This window comes from Wenyingzhuangia heitensis, assembly GCF_011762155.1.
In the GTDB taxonomy this organism is placed as follows: Bacteria; Bacteroidota; Bacteroidia; order Flavobacteriales; family Flavobacteriaceae; genus Wenyingzhuangia; species Wenyingzhuangia heitensis.
Genome location: NZ_JAASQL010000002.1, coordinates 312171 through 331885, shown reverse-complemented (window position 1 = coordinate 331885; position 19715 = coordinate 312171). Strand labels below are relative to the sequence as shown.

The 19715-nt window shown below is 30.0% G+C and carries 12 protein-coding genes; all 12 read left to right on the top strand.

The genetic code is table 11. The annotated features are described in order from the left end of the window. Positions 1-75 precede the first annotated feature (75 nt). Positions 76-4116 carry an FG-GAP-like repeat-containing protein gene (locus tag FHR24_RS10015; protein WP_167187806.1) on the top strand — a complete coding sequence of 1347 codons (4041 nt, stop codon included), beginning with the start codon at positions 76-78 and terminating at the stop codon, positions 4114-4116. Further along, positions 4117-4773 carry an endonuclease III domain-containing protein gene (locus FHR24_RS10010; protein WP_167187803.1) on the top strand — a complete coding sequence of 219 codons (657 nt, stop codon included), beginning with the start codon at positions 4117-4119 and terminating at the stop codon, positions 4771-4773. It abuts the gene before it with no gap. A 156-nt stretch (positions 4774-4929) separates the two neighbouring features. Continuing rightward, entirely contained in the window at positions 4930-5514 is a 585-nt protein-coding gene (locus FHR24_RS10005; RefSeq protein ID WP_167187800.1) for a Crp/Fnr family transcriptional regulator, read from the top strand. Positions 5515-5589: 75 nt separating this feature from the next. Next, positions 5590-6387: a type 1 glutamine amidotransferase domain-containing protein gene (locus tag FHR24_RS10000; protein ID WP_167187797.1), complete on the top strand. Its 798-nt coding sequence runs from the start codon at positions 5590-5592 to the stop codon at positions 6385-6387. A 497-nt stretch (positions 6388-6884) separates the two neighbouring features. Beyond that, complete coding sequence (locus tag FHR24_RS09995) at positions 6885-8696, top strand: P-loop NTPase fold protein (protein ID WP_167187793.1); 1812 nt, start codon at positions 6885-6887, stop codon at positions 8694-8696. A 334-nt stretch (positions 8697-9030) separates the two neighbouring features. Beyond that, positions 9031-10107 (top strand): Fic family protein, encoded by a 1077-nt coding sequence (locus tag FHR24_RS09990; RefSeq protein ID WP_167187786.1) that lies wholly within the window; start codon positions 9031-9033, stop codon positions 10105-10107. A 139-nt stretch (positions 10108-10246) separates the two neighbouring features. Beyond that, positions 10247-11161 carry a hypothetical protein gene (locus FHR24_RS09985; protein ID WP_167187783.1) on the top strand — a complete coding sequence of 305 codons (915 nt, stop codon included), beginning with the start codon at positions 10247-10249 and terminating at the stop codon, positions 11159-11161. Positions 11162-11435: 274 nt separating this feature from the next. Further along, the gene (locus tag FHR24_RS09980; RefSeq protein ID WP_167187780.1) at positions 11436-12611 is read left to right on the top strand and encodes a leucine-rich repeat domain-containing protein; all 1176 of its coding nucleotides are present in this window, start codon (positions 11436-11438) and stop codon (positions 12609-12611) included. Between the two features lie 6 nt (positions 12612-12617). Continuing rightward, positions 12618-12743: a T9SS type A sorting domain-containing protein gene (locus FHR24_RS15780; protein ID WP_167188319.1), complete on the top strand. Its 126-nt coding sequence runs from the start codon at positions 12618-12620 to the stop codon at positions 12741-12743. Between the two features lie 120 nt (positions 12744-12863). Beyond that, positions 12864-14636 (top strand): arginine--tRNA ligase, encoded by a 1773-nt coding sequence (argS, locus tag FHR24_RS09970; protein WP_167187776.1) that lies wholly within the window; start codon positions 12864-12866, stop codon positions 14634-14636. Positions 14637-14903: 267 nt separating this feature from the next. Beyond that, positions 14904-16046, top strand: a complete 1143-nt coding sequence (locus tag FHR24_RS09965) for a FecR family protein (RefSeq protein ID WP_167187773.1) — start codon at positions 14904-14906, stop codon at positions 16044-16046. Positions 16047-16159: 113 nt separating this feature from the next. After that, positions 16160-19714 carry a SusC/RagA family TonB-linked outer membrane protein gene (locus tag FHR24_RS09960; protein WP_167187770.1) on the top strand — a complete coding sequence of 1185 codons (3555 nt, stop codon included), beginning with the start codon at positions 16160-16162 and terminating at the stop codon, positions 19712-19714. Position 19715: the final 1 nt, after the last annotated feature.

Sequence of the window (19715 nt, the reverse complement as noted above, 5' to 3'; positions counted from 1 at the left end):
ATTCTCTTTAAAAACTCGTATTTTTTCGTAATTTGATAATTTTTACCCAAATAATTTATCATATTACTTAAAATAATGTTTAACAACCCTAATAAACACCTATTTTTTCTATTTCTTATTCTACTTATTAATTCTATCGTTTTCTCTCAAGAACTAGTTAGAATAGAAAATATTACAGGCTTAGAAAATTTAAAAGACAACAATAGTGTCTCTACTGTTGATTTTGACAAAGATTATGATTTAGACCTTTTTATTGTTTCTAAACACAAAGACGTTAATGGGGATGAAAAAACACACAGCAAACTTTTTAGAAATGAAAACAATGGTCGTTTTACAGATGTAACCATTTCTGCTGGACTAAACAATATATTACCAACCGATGGTATTGATGATCAAGAATTAGGAACCGCTGGATTAGAAGGCTATAAATACGGTTCTTTTTGGGGAGATTATAATAACGATGGTTATCCTGATTTATTTTTAACAAACCACAAAAATGTATTGCTCTATAAAAACCAACAAGACGGAACGTTTTTAGAAGTAACCGAGGCTGCCGGAATTCTAAAAAATAACCTATGTAATAATACTGGTGCTACTTGGTTTGATTATAATAACGATGGTTTTCTAGATCTTTTTATAAATGATTGGAACGGCTGTAAACAAAATACTTTGTACGAAAACAATGGAGATGGTACTTTTAAAAACATTTCCAATAAAATAAACCATCTATTAACAGACAAAAATGCAAGTTATACCATGTTCCCTTTCGATTTTAATCAAGATGGATGGATGGACCTATATATTTCTAACGATCTAAAAAAACAAAACGGACTTTATATAAATAACAGCGGAAATAGTTTTACCGAAAAAGCGAGTGAGTATGGCTTAGACAATAAGATTGATGACATGTCTCTTGTGATAAATGATTTTAATTTAGATGGTAATTTTGATTTTTTTATTACCGGTATTAATGAAAATTCCCTTTTTAAAAACAATGGAATCCATCAATTTTCTGATGTTACTATAGAGAATCGTGTTTTAATTCCCGAAGGTGCAAAATGGCCAGAATATTGGGCATGGGGAAGCACTATGGATGATTTTGATTTAGACGGAGATGAAGATTTAATTATTACCAACGGCTCTTCTTTTGGGACCCCTCAAAAAAACACCTATTTTAGAAATGAATACAAACAAAAATTTTCACTTTTTTCTAACCGAACAGAAACTCTAAATTTTGGTGAAGCTTCTATAAGCTCTGAAGTATTAAGTTTTGATTATGATAATGATGGAGATTTAGACATATTTATTACCAACAGCTACAACAAACCCTTCTTTTTTGAAAACAAAACAAATTCAGCAACCCATCAAAATAACACTTGGCTAAAACTACATTTAGAAGGAACACTATCTAACAAAAGTGCTTATGGAACCGAAATTACACTTACAACCAAAAACCAAACTTATAAACGTTACTACAACGGAGTAAGTTTTATTTCTCAAAGTGACAAACCTGTACATTTTGGATTAGATAAAGAACAAGAAATTTTAGAACTACAAATAAAGTGGCCATCTGGAACCATCGATACCTATAACAATTTAGCAACCAATGTTGAATTAAAGTTTACAGAAGCCAACGGTTTTACCAACCTTTCTATACAACCTAGCAACAAAATAAAAGGATGTACCGATCCAAATTCATGTACTTACAATCCTTTAGCCACAGAAGACAATGGTACCTGTAGTTATCTTGACCCTGCTAAAATTATAGGAAATACTACAGCTGTTGCTTTACAAGAAGAAACATACACCTACAATCAAAAAGAAAACACCTCTTTGTTATGGAATGTTACCGGAGGAATAATTACTAAAGGAAACAATACAAATAGTATCACCGTAAAGTGGGGACTAGAAAAACACGGAGAAATTTCTGTAACAGAAAACAGCAATGATTGTAAATCTACCGAGCAAAAAATAAACATTCAGCTCTCTTTAAACACAAGTACTAAAAATTCATCCATTGCTAGAATTTGGAACGAAGCTCTTTTAGAAGCTATTAGAAAAGATTATGCAAGACCCACAGTACATGCCAGAAACCTATTTCATTTTGCTATTGCAATTTATGATACCTGGGCTATATACAATCAAAAGGCTAGTTCTTATTTAATTGGAAATACAGTTCACAATTACACCAGTGCTTTTACTAGTTTTCCACAGACCAACTTAAACCCAAAAGATAGAGATAAAGCTATTTCCTACGCTGCTTATAAACTATTATCGCATAGGTTTAAAAATTCTCCTGGAGCAAAAATCAGTTTAAAAAAATTTGATTTGATTATGGAACAACTAGGATACAACACAAATAATACTTCTATAGATTATGAAAGTGGAGATCCTGCTAGTTTAGGAAATTATATTGCCTCTGAAATAATTAATTATGGATTGACAGATGGCTCCAACGAACAAAATGATTATAAAAATCTATATTACAAGCCTAAAAACAAAGCACTAACACTAAGCTTAAAAAAAGACACTGTTAAAGTTAAAGACCCTAACAGATGGCAACCGTTAGCGTTTACTAAATTTATTGATCAAAGTGGGAACCTAGCCAAGAGCACTCCTAATTTTTTAAGTCCAGAATGGGGAAATGTTCTTCCTTTTTCACTTTCAGAATCTGATAAAAATATGATGAAACGTGATAATAAAAATTATCCTGTTTATCACCTGCCTAAGTTTCCTCCTCAGTTAGATACTATCAACATTAATGAAAGTAGTGAACTTTACAAATGGAATTTTTCTTTGGTAGCGCTATGGAGCGCTCAATTAGATCCTAATGACGGTGAAAAACTAGACATTTCTCCTGCCTCAATGGGAAACATAGATCTTGATGAATTACCTAATAGTTATGCTGAATACACTCATTTTTACAAAGCTGAAAAAGGGGGTGATATTAGCAAAGGACACACAATAAACCCTATAACAAAACAAGCTTATGAACCACAAATAGTTCCTAAAGCAGATTATGCAAGGGTTTTAGCAGAATTTTGGGCAGATGGACCTGATTCTGAAACCCCACCCGGACACTGGTTTACCATTTTAAACTATGTTAGTGACCACCCATTAATGGTTAAAAAATTTAATGGTAAAGGTGATACCTTATCTGATTTAGAATGGGACATAAAAACATATTTTATTCTTGCAGGTGCTATGCACGATGCAGCAATATCTGCATGGAGTATTAAGGGGTGGGCAGATTATATTAGACCCATTTCTGCCATTAGATACATGGCCAAATTAGGACAAAGCACCCATAAAGAATTAGACAATTATCATCCTGGAGGAATTCCTCTTAAACCAGGATTTATAGAAACTATAAAAGAAGGAGATGAACTTAGAGGCACCAACAACCAAAATGTAGGAAAAATTAAACTAAAATCTTGGAGAGGTCATGATTATATTAAAAATCCCAAAGAAGATGTTGCAGGTGTTGGATGGATTTTAGCAAGAAACTGGTGGCCTTACCAAAGACCTTCTTTTGTAACTCCTCCTTTTGCAGGGTTTATTTCTGGACACTCCACGTTTTCTAGAGCTGCTGCAGAAGTAATGACTTTAGTCACTGGAGACGAATATTTTCCCGGAGGAATGGGAGAGTTTAAAGCATTAAAGAATGAATTTTTAGTTTTTGAAAAAGGTCCATCTGTAGACGTAACTTTACAATGGGCAACTTATAGAGATGCTTCTGACCAAACAAGTTTATCAAGAATTTGGGGTGGTATACACCCTCCTGTTGATGATATACCTGGTCGATTAATTGGAGAAAAAATTGGTATTGATGCTTATGATTTTGCGCTTTCTTATTTTGGAACAGAAATAGAACCTACTCATAAATTTAACATATACCCTAACCCTGTTACCTCAAATAAAATAACCGTATCTAATACAAAAGAAACGGATCAGTTTTATCTAATCAGTATTCATGGATTGCAACAAAAAACCACCAAAATTACATTTAACAAAACGAACAATAGTACTATCTTAGCTTTACCAGATAATTTAACATCAGGAATTTACTATATCAAGGTAAATCAAAAAACAAAACCTATCGTTATTCTTAAATAAATGAACAAACAAGAAAAAGTACAATTTGTATTAGATACTTTAGAAAAGCTATATCCAGAGACTCCAATCCCATTAAATCATAAAGATCCATACACCCTTTTAATTGCTGTGTTAATGTCTGCACAAAGCACCGATGAACGTGTTAATATTTATACACCTAAGTTGTTTGCAAAAGCAGACAATCCATATGATATGATAAAATTAACAGTTGATGAAATTAGAGAAATTATTAAACCTGTAGGATTATCTCCTATGAAATCTAAAGGAATTCACGGTTTATCTCATATATTAATAGACAAACACAACGGAGAAGTTCCTGCTAATTTTAAAGATTTGGAGGCATTGCCAGCAGTAGGACACAAAACAGCAAGTGTGGTAATGAGTCAAGCTTTTAACATTCCTGCTTTTGCGGTAGACACACACATTCATAGACTTATGTATCGTTGGGGGTTGACCAATGGTAAAAATGTAGAACAGACAGAAAAAGATGCCAAACGTTTGTTTCCAGAACATACCTGGAACAAATTACATTTGCAAATTATTTATTATGGACGTGAATATTCACCTGCCAGAGGGTGGGATTTAGACAAAGATATCATCACCAAAACAATGGGTAGAAAAACGGTTATAGAAGAGTATTACAAAAAGAAAAAATAAAATTGGATTGATATATACCCTCTAATTTAATATAGTCTTTAAAAAACAAAAAGAACTATTTTATTATGCTTTTTACAACTCAATATCAATTGGTTATGAATTATATTTTTTAACAAACACGTCTTTGTATTTACCCACACTATTACATTAAAATAAATGGATCAAAATAATTCAATATTATCAGAAATATTTAAAGGAATCTCTTTTCCTAACAATGAAATAGACCTAATAGAAAGTAAACTTGAAACCATAAATCTAAAAAAAGGAGATACTTTGTTAAGGGCTGATGAAACGGTACTCTATCAATATTATGTTTATAAGGGGTGCATAAGAACCTATTACATAGACAAATATGGCAAAGAACATACTTTGCAATTTGCTATTAATGATTGGTGGATTAGTGATTATACTGCTTTTTTTAGCACCGAAAAAGCTATTATGCACATTGAAGTTCTTCAAGATGCAGAACTGTATAGAATATCTAAAAAAGATATGGAGATACTATTTACTGAAACTACTCAATTAGAAACTTTTTTTAGAAAAAAAATGGAAAAGGCTTTTGCTAGTTTTCAAAAAAGGATTTTGTCAAACTTAGCAGCATCTGCTAAAGAAAGATATGTTTCTTTTAGAACTACATATCCAAATATAGAACAAAATGTAAAAAACTATCACATTGCATCTTACTTAGGAATTACTACAGAGAGTTTAAGTAGAATTAGAAAAGAATTAACACAAGACTAATTTTATTACCATAGGTCAATTTTTTAAATTTTAATACATCCTAATCTTGTACTTACAAAACAAATTATTTTTTAAATGAAAAAAATAGCATTATTAGCAATGGCAATCGCTTTATTTTCTTCTTGTAACAACAGCACAAAAGAGCATAAAACTGCCAAAAAAGTAAGTACCAACATTAAAAACAACATTCAAATGAAAAAAGTATTATTTGTATTAACAAGTCACGAAGATTTAGGAAACACAGGACATAAAACAGGTTTTTGGATAGAAGAATTTGCAGCTCCTTATTATTTATTAAAAGATCATGGAATTGCAATTACTGTAGCTTCACCTAAAGGAGGTCAGCCACCTATTGACCCTAAAAGTAATGAAGCCGATTTTCAAACCCCAGCAACGGTTCGTTTTAATAAAGATAAAGAAACACAAGAAATTTTATCTAAAACATTAAAACTAGTAGACATTAATCACAACGATTATGATGCCGTATTTTATCCAGGAGGTCATGGTCCTTTATGGGATTTGGCAGAGGACAACAACTCTATTACTCTGATAGAAGATTTTTATAAAAACAACAAACCTGTAGCAGCGGTATGCCATGCACCGGCCATTTTTAAACACACCAAAAACCAGGAAGGTGCTCCGCTAGTAAGCGGGAAAAAAGTAACCGGATTTACAAATGGTGAAGAAGAAGCCGTGCAATTAACCAACATTGTTCCGTTTTTGGTAGAAGATATGCTAAAAGATAACGGAGGTATTTACTCTAAAAAAGAAGATTGGGCATCTTATGCAGTAGAAGATGGATTGCTAATTACAGGACAAAACCCTGCATCGTCTGAATTGGTTGCCGAAATTCTTTTAAAAAGATTAAAGTAATCGCAACTGTTTAAAACCTTTTGTAAAAAGCGATTTAGATTTTTTCTAAGTCGCTTTTTTGTGTTTTAAAACTTATTATCAACTCAAGTAGTTATAAACTTTCTGTCAGTTCGAGTTTCTTTTACTGTAGTAAAACGGAAGTAAAAAAAGTATCGAGAACAGGACTTACTTGTAATAACATGCTTAATTCAAAACACATTCTTTCAGTTCGAGTTTCTTTTGCTATAGTAAAACGGAAGTAAAAAAAGTATCGAGAACAGGACTTACTTGTATAAAATACTTCTCGATACTCATTACTCCATTACATTCCGTAATGAACTCGAAGTGACAGTAAAATAACATTTGTTAAAAACTTTTAAGGTTTGTGGAAAAGTAAACTTTTAACTAATTACTATTTATACTTAGCTTTACCTAAAAACAACATCTACGCTATATTTAAAAATATACATACTTTTGGTAGCGTTATCAGGTGTTGGGCACAATTACAAAAAAAATCTATGAATACTGAAAACATCAAGGTAATTATAAAAAATTATTTTGAAGAACAGAATACTCAATACGCGATTTTAATTAACGGTAATTGGGGAAGTGGTAAAACATTTTTTTGGAAAAATGAATTATCCAAAGTAGCTGAAAATAAAAAATATAAAACTATCTATATCTCTTTAAACGGTATAGCTGAAATACAAGAAATAGAGAAAAAATTATTTCAAAAAATTATTCCTTTTATAGAAAAAAAAGAAAATAAGAAACTTAATAATGGACTTAAAATATTTGGAAATTCAGCCAATATTTTAGCAAAATTTTTCACAAAGTCAAATTTCACTGATTTATTCAAAGGAATTGGTTTTTTAGATTTTTTTGATTTTAGTAAATATGTCATTTGCTTTGATGACTTAGAAAGATGCCAAATACCTATTCAAGAAATTTTAGGCTTTATTAATAATTACACTGAACACAAATATCTCAAAACCATAATATTTGCTGATGAAAAAAACATTAATAAATCTCAAGAAGGATATAGTAATATAAAAGAAAAAGTTATTGGAAGAACTTTAAACTTTGAGTTAAATATTGAACTATCAATTTCAACATTCATAGAATTTGAAAAAACTAAAAATTCAGATTTCCATAATTTCTTAATTAAATACAAAAAAATAATCATTGATGTTTTTAAAGAGTGGAATATATCTAATCTAAGAATAGTATCTTTTTATATTAAAGAGATTCAATATTTATTTCCATATATCAAAGATATAAACGACCAATTTATTAGAGAAATATTAATTTTTTCAGCAATAATTACTACTGAATTTAAACTTGGGAAATTAAAATCTAATGAATATAGTGATTCTAAAGGTCTTGAAAAAATAGATAAAAATTTCCCTCATCTATTTGAAATTAAGAAAAAGAATAATGAGAATAAAGACAATTCAAAATCATATGCTGAAATTTTATATGATACTTATTTAATTGATAGAATTAATGAATACTATTTTTATCCATCAATTTTCACTTTTATATTGACGGGATATTTAGATAAAGTACAATTAAAAGAAGAAATATCTAATCGTTATCCAGAAATTATAAGTATTGAAGAAAACTCTTTCAATAAACTACTAAATTATAAGTTTAGGGAATTATCTAATGACGAATTTCTTGAATTATCTTCAAGTGTATTAAAATTTGCTACAGAAGGAAAATATACAATTTATCAGTATGTAGCAATTACAAAATTTTTCTATTTCTTCTCTGAAAACAACCTTTTAGAAATAACTGTAGATAAAGTTTCAGAACTACTTAACACTGGATTAGAAATTGCTAAAAACAAAAAAAACATAGAAGAAAATACTATTAGAAATTTAATGCACTTTGCAGATGAAGATGAGAGAATTAATAAGTTTAAACGTAAAATAAAAGAAATACACGATGAAATAAAAAGTGAGTTCAATATAATAGAAGCAAATGAATTAATTCTACTATTAAATAATAACAATACAGAAGAACTAAATTTATTTTTTAAAAAGAATAATTTTTCAAATGAGATTTTTAAAAATATTGATTCAAAAAAATTATCGATAGCTCTATTAAAGACTGATAATAAACAGCTTTTTAATTTTGAGGAACTTATGAATGGAAGATATAATGCAGGAAATATTAAAGATTTTCTATCTGCAGATATTATATTCCTAAGTCAATTAAAAAACATTCTTGAAAAGAAAATAAAGAAAATCGAAAAACAACCTCAAAAATTCCTTGTAGACAGTTTAATTGAAACATTGAAAATTATATGTGATAAATTAAAATAACTGTGCCCAACAATGTATATAAAAAATAGGGCTTTTGTTCTAACTCCAAAGTTCTGTGTTTATTTACAAAGTCCGCTAAATATAAAATTTGGTATTTAAACGAAAATTAAAAACAAAATATTTATATTTAGCTAAGTGTTAAACCCGAAATATAGTGCTTATCAACTGCCCTACTTTCCATATACTAAACGTTGGCAAAAATACCTCAGTACGCTAGAATTTTAATGTATCAAAAAGTCAATAAACTTATTATTCTAAATTATTATGTATAGAAAAATGGATTTTCTTATCATTACAAACTATCTTTGTAAAGAAAAATAGAATTTCTTATCATATGAATGATTTCAAACTTGAAAAACTTCCTTTAAAAAAAGACATTGAAACTAAAAATGTTCTTAAAAAACTGAATGAAGCACATAGAGCTTTAGCCGAATTAAAAGGTTTGGTGTCTAGTATTCCTAATGAAAATATCCTAATAAATACTTTAGGGTTACAAGAAGCAAAGGACAGTTCTGAAATTGAAAATATCATTACAACTCACGATGACCTTTACAAAGCCGAATTAAATTTAGACGGACTAAAATCATTAGATGCTAAAGAAGTTCAAAATTATATTTCTGCATTAAAAATTGGATATTCATTAATTTCAAAAAGGAATATTTTAACAAATAATGACATTATCGAAATACAATCTGAATTAGAAAAAAACAATGCTGGTTTTAGGAAAGTTTCAGGAACTGCTTTGAAAAATGCCAAAACAGGTGAAACTGTATATACTCCGCCACAAGATTATGATACAATCAAAGATTTAATGTCAAATTTAGAGCAGTTTATAAATGACGATACCTTATCAGATTTTGACCCAATTGTAAAAATGGCTATTATTCATTATCAATTTGAAAGCATACACCCTTTTTATGATGGTAATGGTAGAACTGGAAGAATTATAAATGTACTTTATTTAGTAATGAAAGATTTGCTTGACTTACCTATTTTATATTTAAGTAGATTCATCATTGAAAACAAAGCTAAATATTATGAATTATTACAAGAAGTTAGAATTACAGATAATTGGGAAAATTGGTTAATCTATATTATTCAAGCTGTTGAGCAAACTTCTAAACAAACCATAATTTTAATAAAAGACATTCAAAAATTAATGTTAGAGTATAAACATTTAATTAGAGATAATTATAAGTTTTATAGTCAAGATTTATTAAATAATTTATTTCAGCACCCTTATACAAAAATTGAATTTATTGAAAGAGATTTAGGTGTATCTAGAATTACAGCAGCGAATTACTTAAATAAACTTGCGGAAGATGGAATTCTAACAAAACAAAAATTGGGTACGGGAAATTACTATGTAAATGAAAAATTATATACTATTTTAACACAAAAAGTACTTTAGCCAACAACTGCTCATAAAACATAGCGGGGTTTTTAATAACAAGCAAAATACGTTAGGCAATAATTCTAAAAAACGTTAAACCTGATATTCTTTTGCAACATTCTAACTATAATATCGTCTTGTAGACTCCTATCAAAAAATGAAAATTACCTATAGTAATAAAGCTTACACAATTATTATCCTAGCACTATTTCACATTGTATCATGTTCAAATGACGATGAAACCCAAAATCCGATAAATGATATTTACTTAAAGATTCCTGATATTCATTTTGAAACAAAATTAATTGAACAAGGTATAGATTCAGACGGTATCATTAACCAACAAATATTAAAATCAGATGCTGAAGGAGTAAGTAAATTAAATTTAAACCTTTCTGCCGATTTTGGTGAAATAATCGATTTGACAGGAATTGAAGGATTTGTAAACATAACATTATTGTCTGCGGCTAGACAGAAAATTAAAAGTGTTGACTTAAGTTTTAACACTAAATTAGATACTTTATTACTTTATGGAAACCATCTTACCAATATTAATATTGGCAACAACTTAAACCTAATTTTATTGGATATTCAGTCAAATGAACTGAGTTCTATTAATGGCTTATCAAAATTATTACATTTAAAAAAGATAAATGTATCCTACAATAACTTTGAAGGAATTAGTATTAAAAATAAATCTATTGAAGATTTACTTATTAGTGATAACCTATTAAAATCTATTGACACCAATGATGCTTTAAATCTTAAAAATGTGTTATTAACACATAATCAGCTCACAACTGTAGACTTTAGCTCTAATAAACTGTTAGAAACTTTGTTAATTTCTGGCAACAAGCTTCAATACATAAATATTGAAAATAACAATAGTTTAACACACCTTTATAGCTCTAATAATTTGCTTACTAGTCTTGATGTTAGTAACAATCAAAAATTAATAGATTTAAGGGTAGATAGAAACTCAAATTTAACCTGTATTAAAATTTCAAGTAATCAGGAAATTTCAACTGTATCAATATCTGAATATCAAGAATTAAATACAATTTGTAATTAGGATAAAATAAAAACAATATAGATAATTAAGTTTTAACCAAAACCTTGTCCTTTAAAAGCTTTGCTAGTTTATAAAAAACATTTAAAATAAAAAAATGTGTGGTTTTTAACTAACATTTACCCGATTGGGCTACTGATTTGTCTTAATTGGGTAGTCGTTTTTTTTTCTATGCAATAAATTTGTATTCCAACAAAGACAATTTACTTAGTTACACAAACCTCTAATAAAAAGAGTTGAATAAAAAACTAGTAAATACGGATTAAAATTCATGTTTATGAATACAAATACACCAATAAACGCTACCGTTTTTAATACTGAAGGAATTACCTATTTAGTAACCTCAGCCTCAACAGTAAAAGTAATTTCACACAAAAACAAGTTTGATGCTATTTCTATAACAATTCCCAAAACAGTATTGTATAATAACATTAATTACAATGTTACTGCTATTGGTGCTTTTGCTTTTATAAATTATTACGATTTAATGAATCTGAGTATTCCAGACTCTATTGTGGTTATTGAAGAAAAGGCTTTTGCTAATAATTACAATTTAGCTCAAGTTGTTTGTAATAGTAAATCTCCTATAGTAATTTCTGAAAATGTTTTTGAAAACGTTCCATTAAACTCTTGTAAGTTAATCGTTCCTACAAAAAATATTTCAATATATAAAGCTTCTAAAACCTGGGCGAAATTTAACCATATAACCGATATTTTTCCTTTTACACTAGCTGGTATTTCTTACGAAATAACATCGCCATCAACTGTAAAAGTTATTAGAAGTAATACCTATTTTGGTTCTATTACAATTCCTGAAATTGTTGAATACAAACAAAAAAGTTACAATGTTACCCAAATTAGCGAAACCGCTTTTCAATACAACAGAGATATTACAACCCTAAACATAGGAAATAATATTACAACTATTGAAGATTCTACTTTTACCAATTGTTCCAATTTAGTTTCTGTAACCCTTCCAGATTCTATAAGCTCTATTGGTGAATTTGCTTTTAATGATTGTGAAAGTTTAACCTCTATTAACATTCCAAATTCTATTACATTTATTAAAGAATCTGTTTTTGATGGCTGTTCTAATTTAAGCACCATTGTTATTCCAAATTCAGTAATTTCTATTGATGAGTCTGCCTTTGCTTGGTGTCCAAAACTAACGTCTATAATTTGTAGTATTCAATCTCCATTAACACTTCCCTCAAACGTGTTTGCAGGAAACACAAATCTTGATGCTTGCACCTTGCACGTTCCTACAAATAGTTTAGAGGCTTATAAAGAAGCTTATATATGGCAAGGGTTTGGCTCTATAATAGCCAATTCCTCAAATTTCATCACTACTGACAAAACACCTATAGATTCTAATTTAGCACAAAATAACTTATCTATAGACTTAAATGATTCTACAGAAGCTACATTAGAACTTTTTACCGAAAACGGATAACTTTTAATTCAAAAATCTATAAATAATTCTCAAAACAGCATTAATATTGGTAATTTATCAACAGGAATGTATTGGGTAAAACTTACCTCTGACAAAGGCACTTGTACCAAAAAATTAAATAAAAATTGGTAAACAAAAGACATAATTTATAAGACTTTCCTTTTTTTTAAAAGCCTATATAATTTTAAATTTAACAAGTAGTCAAAAATTAATTATTTCCGTACTTTTGCCGTTCAATAGAAATAAACAAAAATGAGTATCCAAAACCATTTAGAAACGGCTGTTAAAAAAGCATTTGTAGAAATTTTTGAAACTGAAATTCCAACGGTAGAATTCCAAGCAACACGTAAAGAGTTTGATGGAGACATTACCATTGTTGTTTTTGCTTTTTTAAGATTTGTAAAAGGAAATCCGGTTCAAATAGGAACTCAAATTGGTGAATACCTTAAAACCAATATCGATTTAGTGACCGATTTTAACGTGGTAAAAGGATTTTTAAACATTTCTATAAACCCTAGTTACTTTGTAGATAGTTTTTATGAAATCTATGCTACTGAAAATTATGGAACCCTTACTCCTGCTCCTACAGACAAAGCTGTTATGGTAGAATACTCTTCTCCAAATACCAACAAACCTTTGCACTTAGGACACGTACGTAACAACTTATTAGGTTTTTCTGTGGCAGAAATTATTGCTGCTTCTGGTAAAAAAGTATACAAAACTCAAATTATTAACGATCGTGGTATTCATATTTGTAAAAGTATGTTGGCATGGCAAAAATTTGGGAATGGAGAAACTCCAGAAAACACTGGATTAAAAGGAGACAAATTGGTAGGTAACTACTATGTGGCTTTTGACAAAGCTTATAAAGAAGAAATAAACGCTTTAATTGCGCAAGGAAAAACAGAAGAAGAAGCTAAAAAACAAGCCCCTCTTTTACTAGAAGCACAAGATATGCTTCGTAAATGGGAAGCTGGAGATACAGAAGTAGTAAACCTTTGGAAAACGATGAACCAATGGGTATATGATGGTTTTGCAGTTTCTTACAAAAACTTAGGGGTTACTTTTGATAAAAACTATTACGAAAGTGAAACCTATCTTTTAGGAAAAGATTGTGTACAAGATGGTTTAGACAGTGGTGTTTTTTATAAAAAAGAAGACGGTTCTGTTTGGATAGATTTGACAGATGAAGGCTTGGATGAAAAATTAGTGTTACGTGGTGATGGTACTTCGGTTTATATAACACAAGATTTAGGAACAGCCATACAACGTTTTCAAGAGTTTGATATTAATGCATTAACTTATACTGTTGGTAACGAGCAAGATTATCACTTTAAAGTGTTGTTCTTAATCTTAAAAAAACTAGGATTTTCTTGGGCAGATAATATGTATCATTTGTCTTACGGAATGGTAGATTTACCATCGGGTAAAATGAAATCTAGAGAAGGAACCGTTGTAGATGCGGATGATTTAATGGATGAAATGGTAAACACAGCTCGTGAAATCTCTCAAGAATTAGGAAAACTAGAAGGTTATTCTGATGACAAAAAAGAGGAATTGTACAAAACTATTGGTATGGGAGCTTTAAAATATTACATTCTTAAAGTAGATCCTAAAAAACGTATTTTGTTTGATCCTAAAGAATCTATAGATTTTAACGGAAACACAGGACCATTTATTCAGTATACCTACGCTAGAATTCAGTCTATTTTAAGAAAAGCTGATTTTGACTATACTCAAAAACAAAACATAGAAATTTCTGACAAAGAGTTAGCGGTTGTTAAAACTTTACAGTTGTATCCAGAAACCGTACAATTGGCTGCAAAAAACCACAGTCCAGCTTTAATTGCCAACTATACATATGATTTGGTAAAAGAATACAATTCATTTTACCAAAGCTCTTACATTTTAGGTTGTGAAGACGAGTCTGTTAAAGTATTCAGAACTCAATTGTCTTACAAAGTAGGAACCACTATAAAATCTGCCTTTAATCTATTAGGAATTGAAGTTCCAGAAAGAATGTAACTTTTTATTTTTTTACAAGATTTATGTAAATCCGCTCAAACAATTCTGTTAAATTGTTTGAGCGGATTTTTAATTATATCAATCCTTTTTTTAAATTTTATAAAAAAAACAAGATTTAAAAAAACATTATTTTTGCTCAAAACCCCAGTGTTTACAAGCCTAAAACACTTAAGAAACAATTTACCAACGTTCTAATAACATACTGATAACACTCTATTTCTAGGGTTTTTATTTTTGGCAATGTCATAACTATATAAAAGAAAAAGTATGATTTCATCAGAAATAAAAAACAGTATTATTAACTACCTAAATGGCAATGCTACCGAACAGGAAATAAAACTATTAGAAAATTGGATAGTAGTAAACAACCATAAAGAACTATTTAAAGAATATGTGCAAATACACCATGCAGCAAATAGTATTTCTACACAAAACAACTATCAAGATTTTATCAATAAAGAAACAGTTAGAATTACAAAAACTAAAAAACGAAACACACTTATTTACCTAAGTTTTAAATACGCTGCTATATTAATTTTGTTTTTAACATCTGGGTATTTCCTGTATCAAACAAATATTACCAAAAATACATTGATGGCTAATGTCGATCAAATTACACTTCAACTAGCAAACGGAGAAATTGAAGTTCTTAATGAAAATAGCTCTAGGGAAATTCTAGACATTCATGGACATAAAATAGGAACACAACAGGCAAACCGAATTGTTTACCACACCACAGCAGCAAAAAAACCTGTATACAATCAATTAAGCGTTCCCTACGGAAAACAATTTGAGTTGGTCTTGTCTGATGGAACTTGTATTACCGTTAACTCTGGAACAACTATAGAGTATCCTACGCAGTTAGCAACAAATCAAAAAAGAAAAGTAAAGTTAAAAGGAGAAGCTTATTTTAATGTAGCCAAAGATTCTGCACATCCTTTTGTAGTAACGGCCAACAATTTAAAAGTTCGTGTTTTGGGAACACAGTTTAATATATCTGCATACCCCGAAGAACAAAATATAGCAACTGTACTGGTAGAAGGTTTGGTGGGTTTGTATGATCAAGAACAATATCACCCAAAAACAGCAACCCTATTAACTCCTGGTTTTAAAGGAATTTATAACGAGCAAAGCAGAAACATATCCAAACAAAAAGTAGATACTAGAATTTATACTGGTTGGAAAACAGGTCTACTTATTTTTAGAAATATTCCTTTTCAAAATATTTTAAAAAGACTAGAACGCACCTACAATATTCAAATAACAAACAACAATAAAGAATTAAACCTAGAATATTTTAATGCCAGTTTTGACACCCATGAAGATGACATTTATAAAATACTAAACACATTTAAAAAAAGTTACAATTTTACGTATACAACTAAAAATAATCAAATTACTATTCATTAAAAAGCAATCTGTATGACATAAAAAAAGAGCAAAAAAAAACGGAAGATGCTCTAACATCTTCCATTATAAGAAAGTGATATAAAATTACCACTAAAAAAACTTTAAACAAAAATATGAAATTTTTTACACAAATCAAGAGCTTGTCTTTACACGCTCTAAAATTTAACTTAAAAACTAAGTTAACCACTTTATTTTTAGTTGCTAGCATGTTTACAATACAGGCAAACAGCAACAACAACCAGAATATAAAAATTACTTTAAATCTTAACAAAGTAACCGTAGAAAAGGTTTTGGACGAAATAGAAGCTCGTACAGAATATAAATTTTTATACAATACTAAAGACATAGATGTCCAAAAGGTTGTGAGTATTAATGTTGTTAATAAAAAAGTAGAAATCGTTTTAAATCAACTTTTTAAAAACACCAATAAAGTATACGAAATAGCAGACAAGCATATAATTCTAAAAACAGCTCCTGCTCCACTTACACAAAAACAACAACAGCAACCTGTAGAAGTTACAGGAACTGTTAAAGATACTAACGGAATGTTATTGCCAGGTGCTAATATTATCATTAAAAATAGTAGCACAGGAGTGTTAACTAATTTTGATGGTGTTTTTAATATTACAGTACCCAACAAGCAAACTGTTTTAGTTATTTCTCATGTAGGAATGCTTCCTCAAGAAATTGTTGTTGGCAATCAAACCAATTTAGATATTACTTTAGAAGCCTCTGTAGAAAACATGAACGAAGTGGTGATTACTGCTTTGGGAATGAAAAGAGAGAAAAAAGCTTTGGGGTATTCTGTTGGGGAAATAAATACAGAAAAAATAAATTTAGTTCCTCAAGAAAACGTTTTGGGAGGAATGTCTGCCAAAATTTCTGGAGTAGATATTCGTAGAGGAGGAAACGACTTAAACAACGAAACTTTTGTATACATAAGAGGTAAAACTTCTTTAACAGGAAACGATCAACCATTAGTAGTGATTGACGGTTCTCCTATTGGAGACACAAATGTAATGGGAGACATTAGTGCTATGGATATAGAAAATATTTCTGTATTAAAAGGAGCTAGTGCAGCTGCTTTGTACGGTTCTAGAGCAGGTAACGGAGTTATTTTAATTACTACAAAATCTGGGAAAAGCCCTAAAAGAGGTATTGGTGTTTCGTTTAACACAACAACAACATTTAACACTCCTTACAAGTTTTTTGATTTACAAAATAGATTTACAAACGGTAAAAAAGGGCAGTTTGATGAAGCTACTTGGCAACATTGGTACGGAGCAGAAAAAGGAACTTCTGCTGTACAATGGAACACCAATGGTGAAGAAAAGCCTTTAAATTTTTATGACAATAGTTTAAAAGATTATTTTAAAACAGGAATTACAAAAATTAACGACGTAAGTGTTTCTGGTGCTTATGACAAAGGAGATTTTCGTCTTTCTTTATCACATTTAAAAGGAGAAGGATATTCTCCTGGTACAGAATTAAATAAAATTGGATTTAATTTGGCTACGACCTTTAAAATAACTGATAAAGTAAAATTATCTACCAACATTAATCTTTCCAATCCAAAATCAGACAATTATCCTGTAAAATCTATTGGAGGTAACGATCAGTATTTTGATATTTATAACATTGCACCTCATATTAATGTAAACGATTTAAAAGGGAATTACTGGGAGGTTAAAAATGCACAACAAAATAAAGTTACCGAAGGGTACAACAATCCTTGGTTTTCTGCACACGAAAGAAAGAACAAGTTTGACAAAACAAGAGGTTTTGGAAACATAAAATTAGATTGGAAAATTACTCCAGATTTTAATGCAATGGCTAGAGTTTCTCACAGTAGTAACACCAACAAAACAGAAATTATAAAACCTTGGTCTTATGATGGTTTTGGAAGTAGCAAGCCTAAAGGTTCTTATAATATTAGCAACAGTACCTCTAGAGAATCTAACATAGATGTGCTTTTTTCATACAAAAAGAAGATCAATAATTTTCACATTGCTCCTTCTGTAGGTGCCAATTTAATGAACCAAAACGGTTACTCTATTAACAGTGGTGGAGACAATTTGGTATTGCCTGGTCTATATACATTGTCTAACGTATCTAGAGGGGGATTAAGTTATGAGAGTGCTAGCTATAAAAAGGCTATTTACAGTGTTTATGGTTTGGTTTCGCTTAGTTACAAAGACTATGCTTTTGTAGATATTACTGCACGTAACGATTGGTCTAGTACCTTACCTAAAGAAAACCGTTCTTATTTTTACCCTTCAGTTTCTACAAGTGTATTGTTTTCAGAATTTATAGACATGCCAGAGTGGGTTTCTTTAGTAAAATTAAGATCTAGTTGGGCACAAGTAGGTAAAGACACTTCTCCTTATATGATTAGTCCAACATTATCTCAAGGGTACTGGGGTGATGATTTTACATACTCGCTACCTACTAGTATGCCAAACACTAACTTAAAACCAGAAATTGCTACCTCTTATGAAATTGGTACCGATTTAAAATTATTTCACGGTCGTTTAGGGTTTGATGCTACGTACTACAAAACTCAAAACAAAAACCAAATTTTAAATGTGGATGTTTCTCCTTTAGCGGGTTACACAAGTACAACCATTAATGCAGGTAATGTAGAAAATTATGGTATCGAATTAGGTGTTAATGCCATTCCTGTTAAATTTAAAGATTTTGAATGGAGTATTAATGCAAACTTTACCAAACAACAAAGTAAGTTGGTAGAATTGGTAGACGGTATTGATAGAGTTTCTTTTGGAGGAGGTACAGACATGGGGGCTTTTACTAGAGTTGGAGGTATTATAGGTGATTTATATTCTCCTTACATTAAAAAAGTTGAAGAAGGAGAATACAAAGGATGGAACATACTAGACTCTAACGGACGATGGGAAGTAGATAGAAACAAAGAAAACCAAATTAAGGTAGGAAACTTTAACAACGATTTTACTGTTGGTTTTAATACTGCAGTTACTTATAAAAACTTTACTCTTTCTACTAGTTTTGACTGGAGACAAGGTGGAGAATTCTTTTCAGAATCTATGAAAAGAATGGCGAGATCTGGTAAAATTGAAAATTGGAAAAACGGAATTAGTTCAAGTACATTTTCTGGAGTCTTAAATGCAAATTCTTTCAACGGAGATAGAGATGCTCTTGCAGAAGAAATTAAAAACAACCCTCGCTACAGAGATAACGATGTTTGGGTTGGTGGTAGAAACCAAGCTTTGGGTGGTTTTGAATACAACGGAAACCATAACGGTGCCTTTTTTCCTGGTGTTATAGACAATGGAGACGGAACTTATACCGAAAATTTTGGAGGAGCTGATACAAAATTCTTTGATGCGTATAGAGTGGTAGAGTCTAGCGGAAGTTTTTGGAGAACAGGATACGCATTTATGTACGATGCTTCTTTTGTTAAAATGAGAGATATTACTCTTACTTATAAATTCTCAAAAGACATAGCAAACTATATTTCTGCTCAAAATGTGTCTTTATCTGTATATGCTAAAAACGTTATGTTATGGACAGCAGCAGGTATAGGAATAGACCCAGAATTGGCTCATGACAACGGAAATCAAGGTTTTGAAAAATGGAACCTAGCTCCTTGGTCAATACCTATGGGATTCAGACTTAATGTTACTTTTTAAA

Bases quoted from the DNA above. Each gene is read 5' to 3' on its own strand.
- FHR24_RS10005 (WP_167187800.1), top strand. From the start codon at position 4,930: ATGGATCAAAATAATTCAATATTATCAGAAATATTTAAAGGAATCTCT.
- FHR24_RS09990 (WP_167187786.1), top strand. From the start codon at position 9,031: ATGAATGATTTCAAACTTGAAAAACTTCCTTTAAAAAAAGACATTGAA.
- FHR24_RS09980 (WP_167187780.1), top strand. From the start codon at position 11,436: ATGAATACAAATACACCAATAAACGCTACCGTTTTTAATACTGAAGGA.
- argS (WP_167187776.1), top strand. From the start codon at position 12,864: ATGAGTATCCAAAACCATTTAGAAACGGCTGTTAAAAAAGCATTTGTA.
- FHR24_RS10000 (WP_167187797.1), top strand. From the start codon at position 5,590: ATGAAAAAAATAGCATTATTAGCAATGGCAATCGCTTTATTTTCTTCT.
- FHR24_RS09965 (WP_167187773.1), top strand. From the start codon at position 14,904: ATGATTTCATCAGAAATAAAAAACAGTATTATTAACTACCTAAATGGC.
- FHR24_RS10015 (WP_167187806.1), top strand. From the start codon at position 76: ATGTTTAACAACCCTAATAAACACCTATTTTTTCTATTTCTTATTCTA.
- FHR24_RS09995 (WP_167187793.1), top strand. From the start codon at position 6,885: ATGAATACTGAAAACATCAAGGTAATTATAAAAAATTATTTTGAAGAA.
- FHR24_RS09960 (WP_167187770.1), top strand. From the start codon at position 16,160: ATGAAATTTTTTACACAAATCAAGAGCTTGTCTTTACACGCTCTAAAA.
- FHR24_RS10010 (WP_167187803.1), top strand. From the start codon at position 4,117: ATGAACAAACAAGAAAAAGTACAATTTGTATTAGATACTTTAGAAAAG.
- FHR24_RS09985 (WP_167187783.1), top strand. From the start codon at position 10,247: ATGAAAATTACCTATAGTAATAAAGCTTACACAATTATTATCCTAGCA.